General features: G+C 43.3%; 19 protein-coding genes and 1 pseudogene. 11 read left to right on the forward strand and 9 right to left on the reverse strand.

Annotated features, from left to right (window positions below):
• A pseudogene (locus WC615_RS15500) lies at nucleotides 1-262 on the forward strand (amidophosphoribosyltransferase); the annotation flags it as partial.
• Nucleotides 263-497: 235 nt separating this feature from the next.
• Nucleotides 498-902, forward strand: coding sequence for a hypothetical protein (locus tag WC615_RS15505; protein ID WP_372978987.1), 405 nt, complete (start codon nucleotides 498-500; stop codon nucleotides 900-902).
• Between the two features lie 133 nt (nucleotides 903-1,035).
• On the opposite strand, the gene WC615_RS15510 is transcribed toward WC615_RS15505, so the two are convergent.
• Nucleotides 1,036-1,692, reverse strand: a complete 657-nt coding sequence (locus WC615_RS15510; RefSeq protein ID WP_372978988.1) for a LysE family translocator — start codon at nucleotides 1,690-1,692, stop codon at nucleotides 1,036-1,038.
• 194 nt (nucleotides 1,693-1,886) lie between these two features.
• On the opposite strand from WC615_RS15510, the gene WC615_RS15515 reads away from it, so the two are divergent.
• Together WC615_RS15515 and WC615_RS15520 are read left to right on the forward strand one after the other, a co-directional pair.
• Entirely contained in the window at nucleotides 1,887-3,497 is a 1,611-nt protein-coding gene (locus WC615_RS15515) for an MFS transporter (RefSeq protein WP_372978989.1), read from the forward strand.
• 128 nt (nucleotides 3,498-3,625) lie between these two features.
• On the forward strand, nucleotides 3,626-4,078 hold the full coding sequence (locus tag WC615_RS15520) for a cytidine/deoxycytidylate deaminase family protein (RefSeq protein ID WP_372978990.1): 453 nt from the start codon (nucleotides 3,626-3,628) through the stop codon (nucleotides 4,076-4,078).
• A 41-nt stretch (nucleotides 4,079-4,119) separates the two neighbouring features.
• Here WC615_RS15520 and cmk read toward each other — a convergent pair whose 3' ends face one another.
• Nucleotides 4,120-4,794, reverse strand: a complete 675-nt coding sequence (gene cmk, locus WC615_RS15525) for a (d)CMP kinase (RefSeq protein ID WP_372978991.1) — start codon at nucleotides 4,792-4,794, stop codon at nucleotides 4,120-4,122.
• A 113-nt stretch (nucleotides 4,795-4,907) separates the two neighbouring features.
• On the opposite strand from cmk, the gene arfB reads away from it, so the two are divergent.
• Nucleotides 4,908-5,318: an alternative ribosome rescue aminoacyl-tRNA hydrolase ArfB gene (gene arfB, locus WC615_RS15530; RefSeq protein ID WP_372978992.1), complete on the forward strand. Its 411-nt coding sequence runs from the start codon at nucleotides 4,908-4,910 to the stop codon at nucleotides 5,316-5,318.
• Nucleotides 5,319-5,372: 54 nt separating this feature from the next.
• Here arfB and WC615_RS15535 read toward each other — a convergent pair whose 3' ends face one another.
• The 5 genes from WC615_RS15535 to WC615_RS15555 all read right to left on the reverse strand — a co-directional run bounded on the left by WC615_RS15535 (nucleotide 5,373) and on the right by WC615_RS15555 (nucleotide 12,341).
• A complete protein-coding gene (locus WC615_RS15535) occupies nucleotides 5,373-5,846 on the reverse strand; it encodes a hypothetical protein (RefSeq protein ID WP_372978993.1) in 474 nt (157 codons plus the stop codon).
• Nucleotides 5,847-5,943: 97 nt separating this feature from the next.
• A complete protein-coding gene (locus WC615_RS15540; protein WP_372978994.1) occupies nucleotides 5,944-6,909 on the reverse strand; it encodes a lipid A deacylase LpxR family protein in 966 nt (321 codons plus the stop codon).
• Between the two features lie 85 nt (nucleotides 6,910-6,994).
• Nucleotides 6,995-9,472, reverse strand: a complete 2,478-nt coding sequence (gene lon / locus WC615_RS15545; RefSeq protein ID WP_372978995.1) for an endopeptidase La — start codon at nucleotides 9,470-9,472, stop codon at nucleotides 6,995-6,997.
• Nucleotides 9,473-10,062: 590 nt separating this feature from the next.
• Complete coding sequence (locus tag WC615_RS15550; RefSeq protein WP_372978996.1) at nucleotides 10,063-11,082, reverse strand: sterol desaturase family protein; 1,020 nt, start codon at nucleotides 11,080-11,082, stop codon at nucleotides 10,063-10,065.
• 110 nt (nucleotides 11,083-11,192) lie between these two features.
• Entirely contained in the window at nucleotides 11,193-12,341 is a 1,149-nt protein-coding gene (locus tag WC615_RS15555) for an FAD-dependent oxidoreductase (RefSeq protein WP_372978997.1), read from the reverse strand.
• Between the two features lie 630 nt (nucleotides 12,342-12,971).
• On the opposite strand from WC615_RS15555, the gene WC615_RS15560 reads away from it, so the two are divergent.
• The gene (locus WC615_RS15560) at nucleotides 12,972-13,601 is read left to right on the forward strand and encodes a tetratricopeptide repeat protein (RefSeq protein WP_372978998.1); all 630 of its coding nucleotides are present in this window, start codon (nucleotides 12,972-12,974) and stop codon (nucleotides 13,599-13,601) included.
• On the opposite strand, the gene WC615_RS15565 is transcribed toward WC615_RS15560, so the two are convergent.
• Both WC615_RS15565 and gpmI read right to left on the reverse strand, forming a co-directional pair.
• Entirely contained in the window at nucleotides 13,598-14,152 is a 555-nt protein-coding gene (locus WC615_RS15565) for a hypothetical protein (RefSeq protein WP_372978999.1), read from the reverse strand. The two genes, WC615_RS15560 and WC615_RS15565, sit on opposite strands and share 4 nt — an antisense overlap.
• Entirely contained in the window at nucleotides 14,139-15,692 is a 1,554-nt protein-coding gene (gene gpmI / locus WC615_RS15570) for a 2,3-bisphosphoglycerate-independent phosphoglycerate mutase (RefSeq protein WP_372979000.1), read from the reverse strand. Before gpmI ends, WC615_RS15565 begins: the two co-directional genes overlap by 14 nt.
• Nucleotides 15,693-15,756: 64 nt before the next feature.
• Between gpmI and WC615_RS15575 the strand changes: the two genes are divergently transcribed.
• From WC615_RS15575 to WC615_RS15595, 5 genes are all read left to right on the forward strand, one after another.
• A complete protein-coding gene (locus WC615_RS15575) occupies nucleotides 15,757-16,149 on the forward strand; it encodes a DUF4783 domain-containing protein (protein ID WP_372979001.1) in 393 nt (130 codons plus the stop codon).
• Between the two features lie 46 nt (nucleotides 16,150-16,195).
• A complete protein-coding gene (gene nadC, locus WC615_RS15580; protein WP_372979002.1) occupies nucleotides 16,196-17,044 on the forward strand; it encodes a carboxylating nicotinate-nucleotide diphosphorylase in 849 nt (282 codons plus the stop codon).
• Between the two features lie 47 nt (nucleotides 17,045-17,091).
• Nucleotides 17,092-17,739 (forward strand): glycerol-3-phosphate 1-O-acyltransferase PlsY, encoded by a 648-nt coding sequence (gene plsY / locus WC615_RS15585; protein ID WP_191173964.1) that lies wholly within the window; start codon nucleotides 17,092-17,094, stop codon nucleotides 17,737-17,739.
• 5 nt (nucleotides 17,740-17,744) lie between these two features.
• Complete coding sequence (locus tag WC615_RS15590) at nucleotides 17,745-18,548, forward strand: M48 family metallopeptidase (protein ID WP_372979003.1); 804 nt, start codon at nucleotides 17,745-17,747, stop codon at nucleotides 18,546-18,548.
• A gap of 289 nt (nucleotides 18,549-18,837) precedes the next feature.
• A complete protein-coding gene (locus WC615_RS15595) occupies nucleotides 18,838-19,587 on the forward strand; it encodes a YqjF family protein (protein WP_372979004.1) in 750 nt (249 codons plus the stop codon).
• The last annotated feature ends 36 nt before the right edge of the window (nucleotides 19,588-19,623 follow it).

The following is a 19,623-nucleotide window of genomic DNA, read 5'->3' on the forward strand; positions in this document are numbered from 1 at the left end:
AGAGAACTATGTAAAAGCTATCTACGCACCATTTACCGACCAGGAGATATCTGACCGTATAGCCAAAATCATTACCCCGCCAAATATTAAGGCTAAGGTTGAAGTGCTTTATCAAACCCTTGATAACCTGCACATAGCTTGCCCTGACCATGCCGGCGACTGGTACTTTAGCGGCGATTACCCAACCCCGGGTGGTAACAAGGTGGTAAACCGCGCCTTTGTTAACTGGATGGAAGGTAATAACCAAAGGGCATACATGTAATTGTTGGTGATTAGAGAGTAGTTTCTAATCCTTCAAAATATAAAGAGCGATAGATTGTCTATCGCTCTTTTTTGTTTGTTAATTTTTGTGATACTTGTTATAAATTCAATTAATCAATAATTAATTTATTTCCTTTGGGTTGAAACATAGGAGGTGCTTAGTACGTAGTAGTAAGTATTCCATCAAGGCCATCTTATTAATCAATTATTTCTTAATCAACTTTAATTCAAACATTATGAAAAGGAATTTGATCTATACCCTTATCACAGGGTTTTTGGTGTTAGGCATGCTTTCTTTCACGTTTATAAAAGAAAAGCCGGTTGTGCGAAAAACGGTTTCAAAAACACATGTTGCAAAAGCAACGTGTACAGGTGTTGTAAACCCGCTTACGGCATCAAACGTTAGCTGGTCGCCAACCAGTATCACTATTACGTGGTCTACAAGTAATAGCGATTATAATCATTTTAGTTATGGCGGCTACGGCGTGGTTACAGCAGGTACAACAACAAGCTTTAGTAAAACATATGCTATTAACGGGCAAACAAGCCGTTTTGGTGTGGTGTGTATTTGTGCGGATGGTTCAGCCTCGGGCTCTACCCATGGTGTGTTATTTAGCCCCACAGGATACAGCTTATTTTAATAAATACATTATACGGCTTTGATTGGAATGCATGCCCCGTGGTTGCCTAAACTGCGGGGTATGTTGTTTGATAAACTAACTACTCACTTAGCCTGCCCGGGCCCGCAGGGAACGCCATAAAACAGGTACAACCTTAACTAACTGCCGGTGCCGAGAATATAAAATGCGTAACCAATCTGTCTATCAATACCAGCGATGCGATAATGAGCGCTATACCCGCAACCTCGTTTAGGCGATGTACAAACTTGGGGGATATTTTTTCGCGGAGTTTGTTGGCGTAAAACGCCTTAACAGCATCCAGCCCGAATTGTATAATAAGAATGGTAAGGAACATCACCGCGATTTTTGCCGAGCGGTGATGTACGCCGGCGTGAAACTGCGTACTGGCAACACCGATAACCACCGTCCAGTGCAGCAGCACGGTTGGGTTAAAAATGCACATCACAAACCCCTTAAAAAAGTAGCCTGCATGGTTTATTTTATTAGGGATAGTGTTTTTGTAATTAACATCGGCTTTTTTGAAGATGTAATAAATACCGATAGAGAATAGTATAATACTGCCTATAATGCCGGCTATAGTTTTATCGTGTGCGGATACATCAAAGTATTGCGAGCCAAATAAAATAGCACCCACAAACACCATATCGCTGGTTACAACCCCAAGGGCGAGTGATAACCCGGCATGAAAACCTTTTTCAATACTGGTTTTAATAAGAGCAAAAAAGACCGGGCCTGTTATAAACGTTAGCACTAATCCAAATCCAATTCCCGAAATAATGGCTTCTATCATTAATATAGGCTTATATATCCTTGTTTAAATCCCGTCAGGTAAAAAAATCAGGACACTAATATGCAACTTTTATCTGTTAAACAACAAAACTTAATATTGTGATTTATAAAATGAAAAAATTATAGCCATTATTATAAAATTTGATTTATGTTTAGTGTTTTAAACACACCAATAGTATTAACCTTAATTAAACAATGGCACAAGACAACTCAAAGAGTAATGGTTCGGCTTTATATACCATCATTACCGTGTTTTTCTTCTGGGGCTTTTTAGCAGCTTCAAATGGTATTTTTATTCCGTTTTGTAAAGCGCACTTTAGCTTAACACAATTTGAATCTCAACTTATCGACTTTACCTTTTATGGTGGATACTTTATCGGTTCACTGATACTTTATTTCGCTTCATCGGCTACTAAAGTCGACATCCTGAATAAGATAGGTTATAAAAACGGTATCATTTACGGCTTGTTAATATCAGCTGTTGGTGCGTTGATCATGATCCCGGCTATCAATTCAGGTTCATTCGCGTTTATATTATTAACCTTCTTTATAATAGCATTAGGTTTCTCATTACAGCAAACTGCTGCCAACCCGTTTGTGGTTGCTTTGGGCAGCCCCGAAACAGGTACCCACCGCTTAAACTTTGCCGGTGGCGTAAACAACTTTGGTAGTATTTGGGGGCCCGTTATTGTAGGTTTTATATTATTTGGATCGGCATCAGCAAAAATCCCGGCATCCGATGTTAAGATAGCATCCGTAAATACGTTGTATATTATCCTCGCGGCGTTATTTTTAGCAGTTGCATTGTTTTTCTGGGTATCAAAACTACCAAGTGTAACCAGCGACGAAAAGATAGAATCGAGCAGCAAGGCCAATACTCCATTGGGTATTATATTTGTAGCCTTCCTGCTTATATTGGCTGCAACCCCGCTTGCACAAGCTACCGGGATTGAAAAACAATACTTTGTTTACGCATCATTAGCTATTATCCTGTTTACACTTATTGGTACCGCATCGGCAGCCGGTAAAGGCGGGCAGGGATGGGGCGCCATGCAATACCCGCAATTGGTTTATGGCATGCTTGCCATATTTACCTATGTGGGTGTAGAGGTTACCATTCAAAGTAATATGGGCTCGTTATTAGAAACTCCGGCATTTGGTAACTTTAAAACAGACCAGGTGGCACCATTTATATCGTTATACTGGGGTAGCTTAATGGTGGGCCGCTGGACGGGTGCTATCGCGGCCTTTAGCCTTTCAAAAACTGCCAAACTGCTTTTAACCATTATTGTTCCGTTTTTTGCGTTTGGTGTGGTATTAGTAGTTAACCGCATCAGCGGTACTGATGTAAGCAACTTATATCCTTACGCGGGTTGTGTGGCTTTATTGGTTATCGGTTTCCTGATGGGTAACCAAAAACCGGTACGCACATTGGCTATATTTGGTATACTGGGTGCTATATTTATGGTGATTGGTTTGGTAACTACAGGCATGGTTGCGGTATTCGCATTTATTAGCGGTGGTTTATGCTGCTCTATCATGTGGCCGTCAATCTTCTCATTATCTGTTACAGGCTTGGGTAAATATACCAGCCAGGGTTCGGCATTCTTAATTATGATGATCCTTGGTGGTTCTATTATCCCGCCGGTGCAGGGTATCCTTGCCGATGGTATAGGCATCCACAAATCATACATCATCCCGGTTATTGGTTTTGCTTATCTTGCATTCTTTGCATTTAAATCCGGCGCTATCCTTAAAAAACAAGGTATCGACGTTGATAACCTGGAAGCAGGAGGAGGACACTAATTTAATTTGTCATTGAGTTACTAATCATTGAGTCATTGGGTCATTAAATCATTGCCATATGGTAATGACTCAATGATAGCCAAGCAAATGACTCAATGACAGCGAAGCGAATGACCCAATGATATAACATGAAACCAAGTTTCGAAAATATTTTCATGAACCTGGCAACCGACCTGGCCAAACGCTCACACTGCGTTAAGGCCCAGGTCGGTGCCGTTTTGGCTAAAGACACCCGCATTATATCCATTGGATATAACGGCCCGCCTGCAGGTACCCATAACTGCGATGAGGAGTGGCCTGAAACAGGTTGCGCCCGCGACTCGAAAGGAAGCTGTTCGCTCGCCCTGCACGCCGAAGAGAACGCCATCCTGTACGCCGTAAAGAATGGCGCCAACCTGGAAGGGGCAACGCTGTACACCACGCTATCGCCATGCCTGCCATGCGCAAGGCTGATATTTTCTGCCGGGATAAAGCATGTTTACTTTGATAAATCGTACGCCCAGTACAAAGGCTTAGCCAGCGATGAAGGGGTTGATTTTTTGAACAGGTTTGGCGTGCATACGGTGAAGGTAGGGCCATAGAGCTAAAAGCGTAAAGACTAAAGCTGAAAGCAGCTTTTGCCTTAGGCTTTTAGCTGGTTCACCTTATCCAACGCAAACTGCAGCTGCTCATCAGGGGTTAGATCAGTGTTATCTAAAATAATGGCATCATGCGCGCGTACAAGCGGGCTTTCCTCGCGGGTGGTGTCCTGGTAATCGCGGTGGGCAATGTTCTCAAATATCTCCTCTAAGGTAACCTCAGGGTTTTTTAGATGGATCTCGTCATAACGGCGTTTGGCACGTACGGCCGGGTCGGCGGTCATGAATATTTTTAAAGGGGCATCAGGGAAAACAGCCGTACCAATATCGCGGCCGTCCATTACTATGTTTTTTGACTGGCCCATGCGCTGTTGCTGCTTTACCATTTCGCGGCGTACTTCTTTAACGGCCGATACCTCGCTCACTTTTTCAGAAACAGGCATCTGGCGGATCTCTTCAGATACTTCCTCATCATTAAGGGTGATGTGAGTCTCGTAATCGCGCGAATGAAAATTAAGATGGATGTTTTTTAAGGCCTCTTCTATCTGCGCATGGTTCTGCGTATCAATACTGTTCCTTAAAAAATACAGGGCAACAGCGCGGTACATAGCGCCGCTATCAACATAAATATAGTGCAGCTTTTTGGCTAATGCCTTGGCCAGCGTACTTTTACCACATGATGAGTAGCCATCAATAGCTACCACGATATTTTTGCTCATCGGGTAACGAAGTTACGGTTTTTAGTAATTAGTTGATTGGTGAGTTGTTGAACAGGATAAAAAAAGCATTACTCACATAATCAACTCAATCAACCATTAACTACTTTTACGCTATGAATTTAAATAAGGCCGACCTGCAACGCGAAATTTATTACAAAACATCGCGCAGCGGGGGCAAAGGCGGGCAAAACGTAAACAAGGTATCAACTAAGGTAGAGCTGCTTTTCGATATTAATAATTCCGCATTATGTACCGATGAGGAAAAGCTTTTACTGAACGATAAATTGCAGAACCGCTTTAATAAAGATGGCCTTGTACAGGTAATATGCGATGAAGAACGTAGCCAGTTCCTTAATAAAGAGATAGCTGTAGAGCGCCTGATTGTACTGCTAACTAATGCCCTGCATAAACCAAAAGTGCGTAAGCCAAGCAAAGTGAGCAAGGCAGCTAAACTGGCACGCCTGGGCAACAAAAAAATGCAATCGGCCAAAAAAGCCGACCGAAAAAAGAGTTTTGATTTTTAACGGAAATGTTATTTATTGCGGGCTCTTTGTAATAATATATTAGTTATTAATAGCCTATTCATAAATGAATTTTTGCATGCTATAATCATCAGGATATTGTTTCCGGGCATCTTCTTTAGCAGCGCTATTGGTGGCATGCCGCATGTACTCTTTAGCAAGTGTTTGCTGGTCGTACACAAATTTTTGCATCGAATAATCTTCCGCGTATTGTTTGATAGCAAAACGCTTTAGCTCCATATCGGTCACGATTTTCATATAGGCTTTGTCTGTTTTCTGTTTATCATAAACAAAATTTTGCATGCTGTAATCATCAGGATATTCCTTTTCGGCAAAGTGTTTAAGTTCTGCATCAGTAACGGTAGTCATGTAATTATATCCCTTTTTTTGTTGTTCATAAACGAATTTTTGCATGCTGGCATCGTCGGGGTATTGTTTTTTTGCATATGCCCATAGTTTTGTTTCTATGTTTTGAGCAAAAGCTGCGGAACAAAATAGCAGGCTGGCAAGCAACGCGAGGATAGGTTTCATTGTTATTTGTAATGTTTTTACAGTAAATAACTGTTTACGTTGAAGGATTAAAGCTGAATTACTAATAAAATGATGGAGAGTTATTCAACTTTGATTACTAATTAAAGCGGTACAGCACCGTTAACGATCCCCATTGGTGGGTGCTTTTTACCATCTGTTTCACTTCGCGGGTATTAATTACCGCGCCAACATCAAACACAAAACGGCTGGTGGTTAAGGCAACGCCTAACTGGTTGCTAAATACCAGGTGGTTAATGTCGCCAACAATTTCTTGTGTGCCGGGTTCAGGGTGGTCCTTAAAAATATTGCCCTGTACGGTAGCATCGTATGCTACCGCATTTATCTGTGGTTTGTAGTAAAAGAAGAATTCGTTATTGTGTAATAAGGTATTGTTGCTGCTTTTGCTTACAGAACTTTGCGTACTTACAGATTGGAATAACTGGTTAAAATTACCCAAACGCACCATTGGCCCTATGCCTGCGGCATTAAAGCCTGTACCGGCGTTAACATAACCCGTAAAAGTAAGGTCGGCCCATGAGCCACGGGCAATCAGTTTGTTTACCTCAGCACTCAAATTTAACTGTGGCGCATTGCGCACCTGGTACTGCCAGCTGTTCAGTTCGTAAAAACCAAACGTGTTGTGAATGAATTTTTGAATTGGATAGCCACCCGCCGCAGGGCCAACTATACCGGCTTTAGCGGTTAGCTTAAGGGTGGTTTCATCCTTATATAAAAGGTTGGCTGATGCGCCAAGGTATAGATAACCGGCAAAAGGCCTGTCAACATCAGCTGCCGACGGTAACTGCCCCGATTGCGCGTTATAGATCTTTTGCCCCAACTCCAAACCGAAAACAGCGTTGGCCAATTTGTCGTTCTTCATTTTGCTTACATCCATTGCATGGCGGTAATACAGGAAAAAACCGTTGGTGTAGTAACGGTCAGACCCCTGACCAAGGAAAGAGTCGTTATCAGATTGGAAGCCGATCTCGTTTGCTCGGTTTTGCGCGTATGAACCAATGCCTGCTAAAAGGCCTATGGCTAACAGAAAAAGTTTATTTTTCATCTGGATTATAAAAGTATGCTAATGTAAAAAAAGCAGGGATATATCCCTGCTTTTCGTATTTATTTTGTTTGATGCCAGGCGTTTATTAATTCAGCGCCGGTTTCGCTTCCTTTTCCTTCACAGTTAAATCAAGTGGTTCTTTTACCAGTTCATCCAATAATGCAAGGTTTATTACCTCGCGCATATCTGTAACGTAGTGGAATTTCAGGTCGGTAATGTAACCCTCCTTAATTTCAAGGATATCTTTTTGGTTTGATTTACACAGAATGATCTCTTTGATATTGGCGCGTTTTGCAGCCAGGATCTTTTCTTTGATACCGCCTACAGGTAATACACGCCCGCGTAGGGTTATCTCACCCGTCATGGCTAAATGTGGTTTTACCTTACGTTGCGTAAATGCCGATACCAAAGCCGTAAGCATGGTAACACCTGCCGATGGGCCATCCTTAGGGGTAGCGCCGGCAGGTACGTGTACGTGGATATCCCATTGCTCAAACAGTTTTGGGTTGATGTTAAAGTAGGTAGCATGCGCACGCAAATAAGCCAATGCTATGGTTACCGATTCCTTCATTACATCGCCAAGGCTACCTGTTAAAGTTAGCTTACCGTTACCCGGGCTTAAGCTGGCTTCTATAAACAATATGTCGCCGCCAACAGATGTCCAGGCAAGGCCTGTTACTACGCCGGCGGTGTCGTTGTTTTCGTAAAGGTCTTTATCATAGAATGGAGCGCCTAATATTTTCTCCACTTCTTTTTTGCTTACCAGGGTGTTGTAAGGCTCTTCCATGGCAATATTCTTGGCAACGCCACGTATCACAGATCCTATCCTTTTCTCTAAAGCACGCACACCCGATTCGCGTGTATAATCTTCTATTAGTTTCTCAACAACATCGCTTTTTATAACAACATCCTTTACGGTTAAACCGTGTGCTTCGCGTTGTTTGGGTAGCAGGTGGCGTTTGGCTATTTCAATTTTTTCTTCAACGGTATAACCGTTCACCTCTATGATCTCCATACGGTCAAGCAAGGCTGGCTGTATGCTGCTCAATGAGTTTGCAGTAGCGATGAACATCACGTTCGACAGGTCGAAATCCATCTCTACGTAATTATCATAAAAAGTACTGTTTTGTTCAGGGTCAAGCACCTCTAACAGGGCTGATGAAGGGTCGCCACGGAAATCGGTACTTACCTTATCAATCTCATCCAGTATGAATACAGGGTTTGCAGCACCGGCCTTTTTAACCGACTGTATGATCCTGCCCGGCATAGCGCCGATATAGGTTTTACGGTGCCCGCGAATCTCGGCCTCGTCTCGTACGCCGCCAAGCGCCATCCGCACATATTTACGCCCCAAGGCTTTTGCGATAGATTTTCCCAGCGATGTTTTACCAACACCCGGAGGGCCAACTAGGCAAAGGATGGGCGCTTTCATATTGTGTTTTAGCTTTAAAACAGCCAAATATTCAATGATGCGTTGCTTTACCTTATCAAGGCCGAAATGATCCTTATCAAGTACCTTTTGTGCCCTTTTAAGGTCGAAGTTGTCCTTTGTAAATTCATTCCAGGGCAGGTCAAGCAAAAGCTCCAGATAATTTATCTGCACCGAGTAATCTGCCGCGGCAGGGTTGGTACGGGTAAGTTTTTCAAGCTCTTTGGCAAAATGTGCTTTAACCTCTTTGTCCCATTTCTTTTTAAGGGCACGCTGGCGCAGGTTCTCTATTTCCAGATCGGGCGATGTGCCGCCAAGTTCTTCCTGTATAGTTTTTAGCTGCTGGTTCAAAAAGTAATCGCGCTGTTGCTTATCAAGGTCAACCCGTACTTTGGTTTGGATCTGATTTTTTAGCTCCAGCATTTGCAGGTCGAGCGTTAGATGCTCCAGCACCATGTTTATCCTGTCGCGCAGGCTGGCGGTTTGCAGTAACTGCTGTTTATCAGCCATATCCGCGTTCATATTTGATGATATGAAGTTGATCAGGAACGATGTGCTCTCGATATTGCGGATAGCAATACCGGCCTCGCTCGGTATGTTTGGCGATAGCTGTATGATGTTCATGGCCATGTCTTTAACAGACGATACCATGGCTTTAAACTCTTTATCCTCTTTGGCCTTTATCTCTTTAAAAGGTTCAACAGTAGCCTTAATGTAGGGCTCGCTTTGTACCTCTTCTTTCAGCACAAAACGTTTTTTGCCCTGTAGTATCACAGTGGTGTTACCATCGGGCATTTGCAGCATTTTTATGATGAGGGCAATCGTTCCCACTTTATTTAGCTGGCTAAAGGTTGGGTCCTCAATACTTACGTCCTGCTGGGCAACAACACCGATAAGGCGGTTGCCTTTGTTGGCATCGCGTATCAGTTTAATGGATTTATCGCGGCCAACAGTAATGGGGATAACAACCCCCGGAAATAACACCGTATTGCGCAGCGGAAGTATAGAAATAATATCGGGTACCTGCTCATTATTCATCTCCTCTTCATCCTCTGATGACATCAGTGGGAAGAACTCAGAATCTTCATTAATGGAAGGCATGGTATTCTTAAAATCGAATGGATCAAAACTCATCAATCACCTTTTATATATGCTGGTAACGTCATATTGGCAGGTGCGGAAACTCCGCCCTTAAAATTATGGGTTAATCAGCAGTAGTTAATTATTCAAATATACAGTTTCAAGAGCTATGCCAATATAAGTTAATTAGCCCCCGTAAACGCCATGTGTTTGTAATTTGCTGATTTATTGTGTGTTATGGCGGTTAAATAATTGAGGCAGGTTTTTATAAGTTTTTGACTAAAGTGGAAAAAAAGTCATGCAGGGAATTTGTGTACACAGTTGTATGTAAAGCAAAGGCAGTGATGCTTTGGTTATGCCAGCCCTGCTATCCGCTTATACGCGCACTGCATTAGGCGCGGGGGCCGGTATCCGCTGCTATCAGGTTTATACATTCCAGGTTTTAGGGTAGCTCCTACGGAGCAAAAAGGCCTATAGGAACCGTTACTACAAAGCGGTAGCCCCTGATGGGGCATAAAAATATAAATGTAAAAGGGTAATTATGTCCCGTAGGGACAACCGCTTTGTAGAAAAGCGAATAAACAAGGCTTGCCCTGTAAGGGCTACCCTAATTAACTATTGTGTGAAACTTAATCAAACACAATTTACACCAGTACTTTTTCTCCTTTGGCTTTTTCCGCTTCCAGTTCCTCAAAGTATTTTTTGCGTACCACGTGGGTCATTTTATGGTCGCCGGTATGGCTCCAGCCGGGTGGCATAAAAATATAGAAGACTTTGTTTTTAATCCCCGGCGCCCGGTAAACATCTTTGGCGAGGGCTACTATCTCGCCGAAATAAGCATCCAAAAAACTGTTTTTGATCATGGGCCTGCTGATGCCGTATTCAATCGGGATGCTACGGTCTTCGGGGTAGTAGGTGCCAAAAACTTTATCCCATATATTAAGCAGGTTGCAAAAGTTGGTATCCATATACACAATATTGCGGGCATGGTGCACCCGGTGATGCGATGGTGTAAGTATAATGTTGTTTAAAAAGCCAAGCCGGCCATCTTTTATAATGTTTTCGCCAACGTGGATCATAGCGCCCCAGGTGCCATCAATAAACATAATTACAAAAAGCATGGCGGGGTTTACACCCAGCAAAATACAAATGCCGGTGCGGATCAGGTCGGCATACGGGGCTTCTAAAAAAAAGTGCGCGTAGGTAACCGAAAGGTTCATGCTTTCGGGCGCGTGGTGGGTAGAGTGCAGGCACCAAAGCAGGCGCACCTTATGCGCCAGGTAATGGTATATAAAATGCGCGAACTCCCATATCACGTAACCATAAATAAACCAATACCAGGTAAAAGTGGTTTTTAAAAGCGCGATGGGTAAAAACCATTTGATGCAAAGCCCTATCATGGCAATGGATATTACCCGGCCTACAAAGGCGTTTAATACATAAGTGAAAAAAGAGATTTTATAATGGATAACCTTAAACCTTTTGTAAAAGGCGGCCCGTATAATTTCGAGCAGGAGCAGAAAAGGGGTAAGGGGTACAAGCAATGATGTGATGCCACCATAAGTAAGAAACTTACTGTAATCGCCCGATTTGATGATGTCTAATAAACCGCCAAGGCCCCAAAAGCCTGTAAATTCGTTAGCTACCTCCTTAAAAAAATCCATAATTTGATAAATTGGTTAATACTGAACTTGCTTAAAGTATTAACGCAATTAACTCAACAAAAATGTATAAACCAAATATACTGGGGATAACTTTTTCGCTATAATTAAATTTATCCCGCAATCCTCGTCATAAAATCAATAGCTCCCGGCGAATGCAAGATCTCTAACGATTGGATAGACTGATCCGCAACTTCGGACGCCCTGATACGCATCTGTTTTTCAAAAGCGGTAATTGCTGCCAGTGTATCCGTATAACTTTCATCAGTAAGGGCACGGCTTAATTCCAAAGCATCCAGCATGGCCATGTTTACACCTTCGCCGGCATAGGGTGGCATCAGGTGGGCGGCATCGCCAAGCATCGTTAGGTTGGGTTGTGCTTCCCAGGTTTGGTCTAAAGGCATGCTGTAAAGCGGGCGGGGCGTAAAAGCACCGCTTGCGTGTTCAAATAGCGTGGTCCATATATCTCCCCAGTTTGCAAATTCGGTTTTAAACCAGGCAAGCACCCGGGCTTTATCTTTAAAATCAATGCCTGATTCTTTTACCCAGTTCTCATCAGCTTTAAAGCAGGGATAAAATGTCATGCTGCCATCGCCTTTGGCACTTACTATAAGGCTACGGTTATCGCCCATGGCAAAAATTTTACCACCGCTTAAAAGCTGGTGCATTTCGGGGCTTGTTGTTTCTGAGTGGTACACTGCACCTTCTACAGCTGTATAACCGCAATAAAATGATTTGATAGGGGTAAGGTAGGGGCGTAGTTTTGAACTGGCGCCATCGGCGGCTATAACCAGGTCGGCAACGGCTGTGGTGCCATTTTTAAATTCAATTTTCCAGCCGTTGTTATATGGCGTAAGTGCAGAAAACTGACTGTTCCAAACTACGGTGCCGGTGTTAAGCGATTCAAGCAATAATTTTTGCAAAGGGCCGCGGTCTATTTCGGGTCGGCCGCGGTATGTCTCGTCCTGCTCTCCTATATGGTCATCCAATACAATGTTTGCATGTTCATCTGTAACGCGCATCTTATCGGCCCCGGGGCGGTAGTTTGCTCTGAACTCATCCATTAAACCGGCTGCCTGCAAAGCGGCCAGGCCCGATTCTTCATGCAGATCGAGCGTGGCGCCCTGTGCGCGGGCATCCTCGTGAAGGTCGCGTTCGTAAACGGTTACATCGGCACCCTTTAATTGTAAAAGCCTGGCAAGTGTTAAACCGCCCGGGCCACCGCCAATAATGGCTATTTTTTTATCTTTTATAGTATTCATCTCTTTACTGTTTAATATAGTGGGATTTTATAGCCCATACTGCTTAAGACGAACAAGCGGACATTATCTTTTAAAAAATGATTTTGCCCTACGTACTGTTTTGTTCCATTTTTAAAACGGGACAAGTGGGACAAGTTTAAGGTGTTGATAATGAATGTTTTATTACTGACAAAATTTTGTCAGTATCTCTTCTAAAACTTCACTGTTTATGCGTTAATAACTTATATTCAGTATTTTATGAAAACGCTGCTTTGTCTCGTTTTTTTTTTAATGGTATAAGAAACGAGTCAGCCCCAAACAGTAACACATAGCGATTTTTTTAGCCTTTTTTCGGCCTTATAACGGCCTTTTTAGTGGGTAACAAGCAATAATAAATATATAGGCTTCTTAATTAAACGTCTGATTTTTAGATAATTGGAAATTATAGTCTGTTCCATTTTTTTTAAAACGAGACAAAATGGGACAGCATTTTTATTCACTGATAATAACCCAAGCCTGCCATGTTTCCCAATAATTTATTCAAAATAGTGTATGCATTATTAAAATTATTAACAAATTGCACGCACCGGATAATAATTTAGCTACTTGGTAGTTAATGTATTGTTATCGGTTAAATCCCTAAAGTATTAAATGAGGCTATCTGCTATAATATCTTTTTTTATACTTACCTCGTTCGAAACGTCGTCGGCACAGAATGCCTATGTGCGTTTGGGGCAGCAGGCATTTATGGACGGTAACTTTAAAGCTGCCGTTGCGCAACTGGAAAAAGCCTGTATGGTTGATTCTACCAACGCCAACGCTTACTGGATGCTGGGATATTCTTACTATCACAGCGAGAACTACCGAAAATCAATAGCCGCCTATACAAAAGTTATTTTCATAAACCCGGTTGATGCTTCGGCATACTACTACCGTGCAAGGGCAAAGGGCTATTTAGGGAAGGATACCTACCTGTCGCCAACCGAGCGGGAGAAACACCTGCTGGGCGCTATATTCGACCTGACCAAAGCTATCGCCATTGAGCCAAACGACCACGGCAAATGCTACCAGACACGGGGTATTGCCTACCGCGAATACGGCATTTTTAAGCTGGATCAGAGGAACGCGCATAATTACGATAAAGCACGCGGCATCAACTCGTTAAAGGCCTCCATAACCGATCTGGAAAAAGTACTGAATGATAATCCGGGAAGGTCTGATATATCTGCTCTGATAGAGCTATCTAAAGAAAAGCTGGCAACCGCCAACGGGCATCATTAAAAATCTCCTTTAATACGGTAATTGTTGGCCCCCATTATTTTTACCTGCTGCATTTTCTCAATTAAATAATAGGCGTTTGGCGCGTATACCAATTTTTCGGTAGTGTTGTACAGGATGTTGTGGGTGTTGTTTACAATAGCTATTTCAGTTATCTGCCCGGCCTTTTTCCTGATGATGATCTGGCGGGTTTCCAGTTCAGGGTATTTGGCTTTGTAAACAATGCTGTCGTTATTGGCCTGTACGTTGTAGCTTAGTTTCCAGGCAGGTTTATTAATATCGCTTTCGGTAAAAAGGTTTAGCTCTTTCTCCCAGTTACCAATATGCACCTTCTTGTTTTCGGCAGTGCCGTTATGGCCAACTGTTTTATCAACTTCGGGGTTTTGTTTGTTAAGGCGGGTGGCTTCATTCTTAAAATACTCCTTCAGGTCGAAATATTTTAACCGGGCACCGGTCTCCTTTATTTCGGGCTTAGTACAGGCGTAGCTGCCGCATAAAAGCAGCAGCACGCTTGTATAAATAGTATATTTTTGGATGGGTTTATACCAATACATTACCAGTCATTTCGGCCGGGATAGGCACGCCTAAAATGCTTAAAACGGTTGGTGCTATATCGCCCAGTTTACCATCTTTTACCCGTGTTACATCATTATCAATAATAATACAAGGCACCAGGTTGGTAGTATGCGCGGTATTTGGCGATCCATCCTCGTTTATCATGTAATCGGCATTACCGTGGTCGGCAATGATGATGAACGAGTAGCCATTTTTTAAGCCGGTTTCAACAACCGCTTTTGTGCAGGCATCAGCAGTTTCGGCAGCCTTCATTACCGCGCTGAAAACGCCCGTATGGCCAACCATATCGGTATTGGCAAAGTTTAGGCACACAAAATCGGGCCAGCCACTTTCCAGTTCAGGGATAATGGCATCGCGGATCCCTTCGGCGCTCATTTCGGGCTGCAAGTCGTAAGTAGCAACTTTTGGCGATGGCACTAAAAGGCGTTTCTCGTTATTAAATTCCGTTTCGCGGCCGCCCGAGAAGAAGAATGTTACATGCGGGTATTTCTCAGTCTCAGCTATGCGGATCTGTTTTTTACCGGCACTTTCCAAAACCTCGCCCAATGTTTTGCTCAGATCGTCCTTACGGAACACCACTTTTACATTTTTAAAGGTTTCATCGTACGATGTCATGGTCACGTAATCGATGTTAAGCGGTTTCATATCATACTCCGGGAACTCCTTTTGGGTAAGTGCCTGCGAAATTTCGCGGCCCCTATCTGTACGGAAGTTAAAGCAGATCACCACATCGCCATCTTTTATAGTAGCAACAGGCTGGCCATCGTCGCCGGTTTTTACTATTGGCAGTATAAATTCGTCGGTAACACCGGCTGCGTATGATGTTTTGATTGAAGCGATGATGTCTTTTGATGCCTCACCTTCACCTTTCACCAGCAGGTCGTACGCTTTTTTAACGCGTTCCCAGCGGTTGTCGCGGTCCATTGCATAATACCTGCCAATGGCCGAAGCAATGGTAACAGGGGTATCGGCAATATGGTGCTGCAGTTCGGTAATAAAACCTGCGCCCGAGTTAGGGTCTGTATCGCGGCCATCCAAAAACGCATGAATAAATACCCTTTGCAAGCCTAATGCATTTACAGCATCAGCCAGCCCTTTTACGTGGTTAATATGCGCATGCACACCGCCATCGCTCACCAGCCCTATCAGGTGCAGGTCTTTATTGTTGTTTTTAGCATAGTTAAATGCTTCAAGCAGGGTTTCGTTCTGTATAAATTCGTTATCGGTAACCGCCTTGTTTATGCGGCCAAGCTCCTGGTAAACTACACGGCCGGCACCAAGGTTCATGTGCCCAACTTCCGAGTTGCCCATCTGCCCTTCAGGCAAACCAACGGCAAGGCCCGATGCTTCCAGTTTGGAGTTTGGATATTTTGCTATCATCGAATCGAAAAACGGCGTATTTGCCGCTACTATCGCGTTCGATCTGTCGTTACGGCCGTAACCCCAGCCGTCGAGTATAATTAATGCAACTTTTTTATTGTTTTCCACAATGCAAATATAAAAGCAACGTTTAAACATTGTACTTTAACAGCGTTTTATTTTTTGCTACAACAAATCTGTAAGTTATTGGTCATATACATATATGAAACTAAAATACTTTCCGCTGGTAACGCTTTTATTTTTACTGCCACTTGCAGTAAAGGCGGACGATATTGAAAAAATTGCCGACCTGCTTAAGCAAGGCAACGCGCATGAGCTTGCCAAAATGTTCTCATCAAACGTTGATATGAATATTTTAGACGAAACCAATGTTTACTCAAAGGCGCAGTCGGAAATGATACTGGATAAGTTTTTTAAAGAGAATAAACCACATGCGGTAAAGCTGTTACATCGCGTTAGCTCAAACCCCAATTATAACTTTGGCGTGGCTATTTTAAGCACTGATAAAGGCAAATTCCGCATATCATACACCCTCAGGGAAATTAATAAGGTAATGGTTGTCATTGAGTTGCGTATAGAAACCGAAAAAACCTAATTAATCATCAATTGTTCTTACTTTTGAAGCTCAAAAAAACAAAGGTTTGGACAAAGAAATTATACATCAATTTATAGTTAATGCTTTAAGTGAAGATGTTGGCGACGGCGATCATACTTCATTAGCTACCATTGAAGCCGGCACACAAGGCAAAGCAAAGTTATTGGTAAAAGATACCGGCATACTGGCGGGTGTTGAACTGGCTGCAGAGATTTTTGGAGAGGTTGACCCTAACCTGAAACTGAATGTGTTTTTGCAGGACGGCGCCGAAGTTAAACCTAAGGACGTTGCCTTTGAAGTGGAGGGTGATGCCCGGGCTATTTTAAAAGCCGAGCGACTGGTGCTTAACTGTATGCAGCGCATGAGCGGTATTGCTACTACCACCCGCCAAATTGTTGACCTTTTACAAGGTACCAACGCAAAAGTTTTAGATACCCGTAAAACCACACCGGGCTTACGGTACCTGGAGAAATGGGCTGTGCGTATAGGCGGTGGCGTTAATCACCGTTTTGGTTTGTATGATATGATCCTGATAAAGGATAACCATGTAGATTACTCGGGCGGCATCCGCAGGGCTATTGAAAATGCCAACAGGTACTTGCAGCAAACCGGCAAAAAGCTGGCTATAGAAATTGAGGTACGCAACCTTGACGAATTGGAACAGGTATTGCAAACCGGCAATGTTAACCGTATATTAATTGATAATTTTAACTTTACAGATCTGAAACAGGCTGTTAATATGATAGAAGGCCGGTACATTACCGAAGCATCGGGCGGTATAACTATTGATAATATACGCGGCTATGCCGAATGCGGGGTTGATTATATATCGGTAGGTGCCCTTACGCATTCTATAAAAAGTTTAGACCTCAGCTTAAAGGCTGTAAAATTATAATGATATATTGCGGTAGTATAACATCAAATTAATAATATTGCAGGCAGATGCTATCAATCTACTCGATTTCAGCGCTTATTCTGGCTTACCTATTTGGATCAATTCCTACTGCAGTATGGATAGGGCAGGCATTTTACAATGTAGACGTACGCGAATACGGCAGCGGTAACGCCGGGGCTACCAATACTTTTAGGGTTTTGGGCAAAAAAGCCGGTATCCCGGTTATGCTGCTCGATATTTTAAAGGGGTGGACAGCCACCAACCTGGCTTACGTTATTGGGGTTACCACAACCGGTGCCTACCATTCTATTGCTTTTACAAACTACGAACTGGCGCTTGGTATAGCCGCGGTAATGGGCCATTTGTTCCCGGTATTTGCCGGCTTTAGGGGCGGTAAAGGGATTGCCACACTTTTTGGAATGATATTGGCTATTAACTTACCGGCTGCCTTACTTTGCGTATTGGTATTTATTGTAACGCTGCTAATAACCAGGTATGTATCATTAGCATCCATATTAGCCGGGTTTATATATCCTATCGGTGTAACATTTATTTTCCCGGTGTATATTAAATCGGTCATTATATATGGCATGTGTATTTTTATACTGGTATTGGTAACGCATCAAAAAAATATTGAACGATTATTAAAGGGTAAGGAGTCGAAAGTTAATTTATTTAAAAAGAAAACCACCTGAATCCCATGAAAAGAATTAAACCCCTATTGGCACTGGCTGTAATTGCTATTACCGTTTACGCCTGTTCAACAGTGCCGCTTACAGGCCGTTCGCAATTAAGCTTAGTAAGCGATGACCAGATAAACCCTGCGGCGGCACAAAGTTACCGCCAGTTGTTATCAGACCCCAGCACAAAAGTTATTAGCAGCGGTACCGATGCCCAGCGTGTAAAACGTATTGGGAGCCAGCTTGCTGTAGCTATTGATAGATATTTAAAAGCCAATGGTTACGGCGATCAGTACAACTACCAATGGGAGTTTAACCTGATACAAAGTAAAGAAGTTAACGCGTGGTGTATGCCGGGCGGTAAAGTTGCTGTTTATAGCGGCATATTACCTGTTACCCAAACAGATGCGGGTTTAGCAACTGTTATGGGCCACGAGATTGGGCACGCTATTGCCCATCACTCTGCCGAAGCGCTTTCACAGCAAATGGCTGTACAGGCAGGCGGCTCAGCAATTAACGCCGCAACAGGCAATAAATCGCAAACCACCCAGGCTTTAATAGGTACACTATATGGTGTTGGCGGCCAGTTGGCTACCTTAAAATATTCGCGCGATAAAGAGAACGAGGCCGACAGGCTTGGACTGACCTTTATGGCAATGGCCGGTTATGACCCACGCCAGGCGGTTAGCTTTTGGCAGCGCATGGCGGCACAAAGCCAGGGTGCCCCGCCAGAGTTTTTAAGCACCCACCCAAGTGATGCCACACGTATAGCCAACATTCAAAAGCTGATACCTGAGGCAATGAAATATTATAAAGGGAAATAGTTTTTGTGGTGATTTTAACCACAGAGGGCACAAAGATTTTTACAGAGGTCACAGAGATTTAAATTCTGTGACCTTTTTGGTTTAGTAACAAAGCGAATTGCCATTACGCAATTTTACTCACCCGGTCGTTGCTTCGCTCGACCACCCTCTCTTCGCTGCGCGGAAAGAGGGCTTTGTTTTCTTCACCCTCTTTGCGAAGCAGAGAGGGTCGACCAGCACAGCGTAGTCGGGGTGAGTAGATTATGCAATAGGTTATTAAACAAATTCCACATTTTTTACTTTTACCATTATGCCCACTTCTAAATCCCGCTTTTTAACCGCCCAATGGCGCAATCTGGTGATGCTTAACTACGAGGTTGACCCCGAGATATTGAAACCTTACCTGCCCGCCGCTACCGAAATTGATTTGTGGGAGGGGAAAGCATTGGTTAGTATGGTTGGTTTTATGTTTAAAGATACCCATGTACTGGGCATTAAATGGCCGTTCCATGTGAATTTTGAAGAGGTGAACCTGCGCTTTTATGTACGCCACTTTGATGGTAAAGAATGGAAACGAGGGGCTGTGTTTGTAAGTGAGATAGTGCCCAAAAGTATGATCGTGCTGATAGCCAATAACCTGTATAAAGAACATTATCGTGCCCTGCCCATGCGGCATTCTATAACAAAGGACGGCCCTAATCACACGCAATTTTTATACGAGTGGAAATTAAAAGGCGTGTGGAACAAACTTGGCGCTACAGTGCGTAACAGCCTTACGCCAATAGCAGCCGGCAGCCCCGAGGAATTTATATTTGAGCATTACTGGGGCTACAACCGCCTAACCGATTATAAAACCATGCAGTACCAGGTTGAGCACATTGCCTGGCAAATTGCCGAAGTAAAAGATTTTGTTTTTGAAGCGGATATTAAGGAATTGTACGGTGAGGCCTTTGTGCCTTACCTGAGTGTAAAGCCGGTGTCGGCTTTTTGGGCCAATGGGTCGGAGGTTGCGGTTAGGATTGCGGATAAGCTGTTGCTGGATCCGGTGTTGCCGGGGTAGGAGTAACCACCCTGTCATTTCGAAAGAGCGGTAGCG

It is taken from the genome of Mucilaginibacter sp. (assembly GCF_041663085.1).
Classification (GTDB): Bacteria; Bacteroidota; Bacteroidia; order Sphingobacteriales; family Sphingobacteriaceae; genus Mucilaginibacter.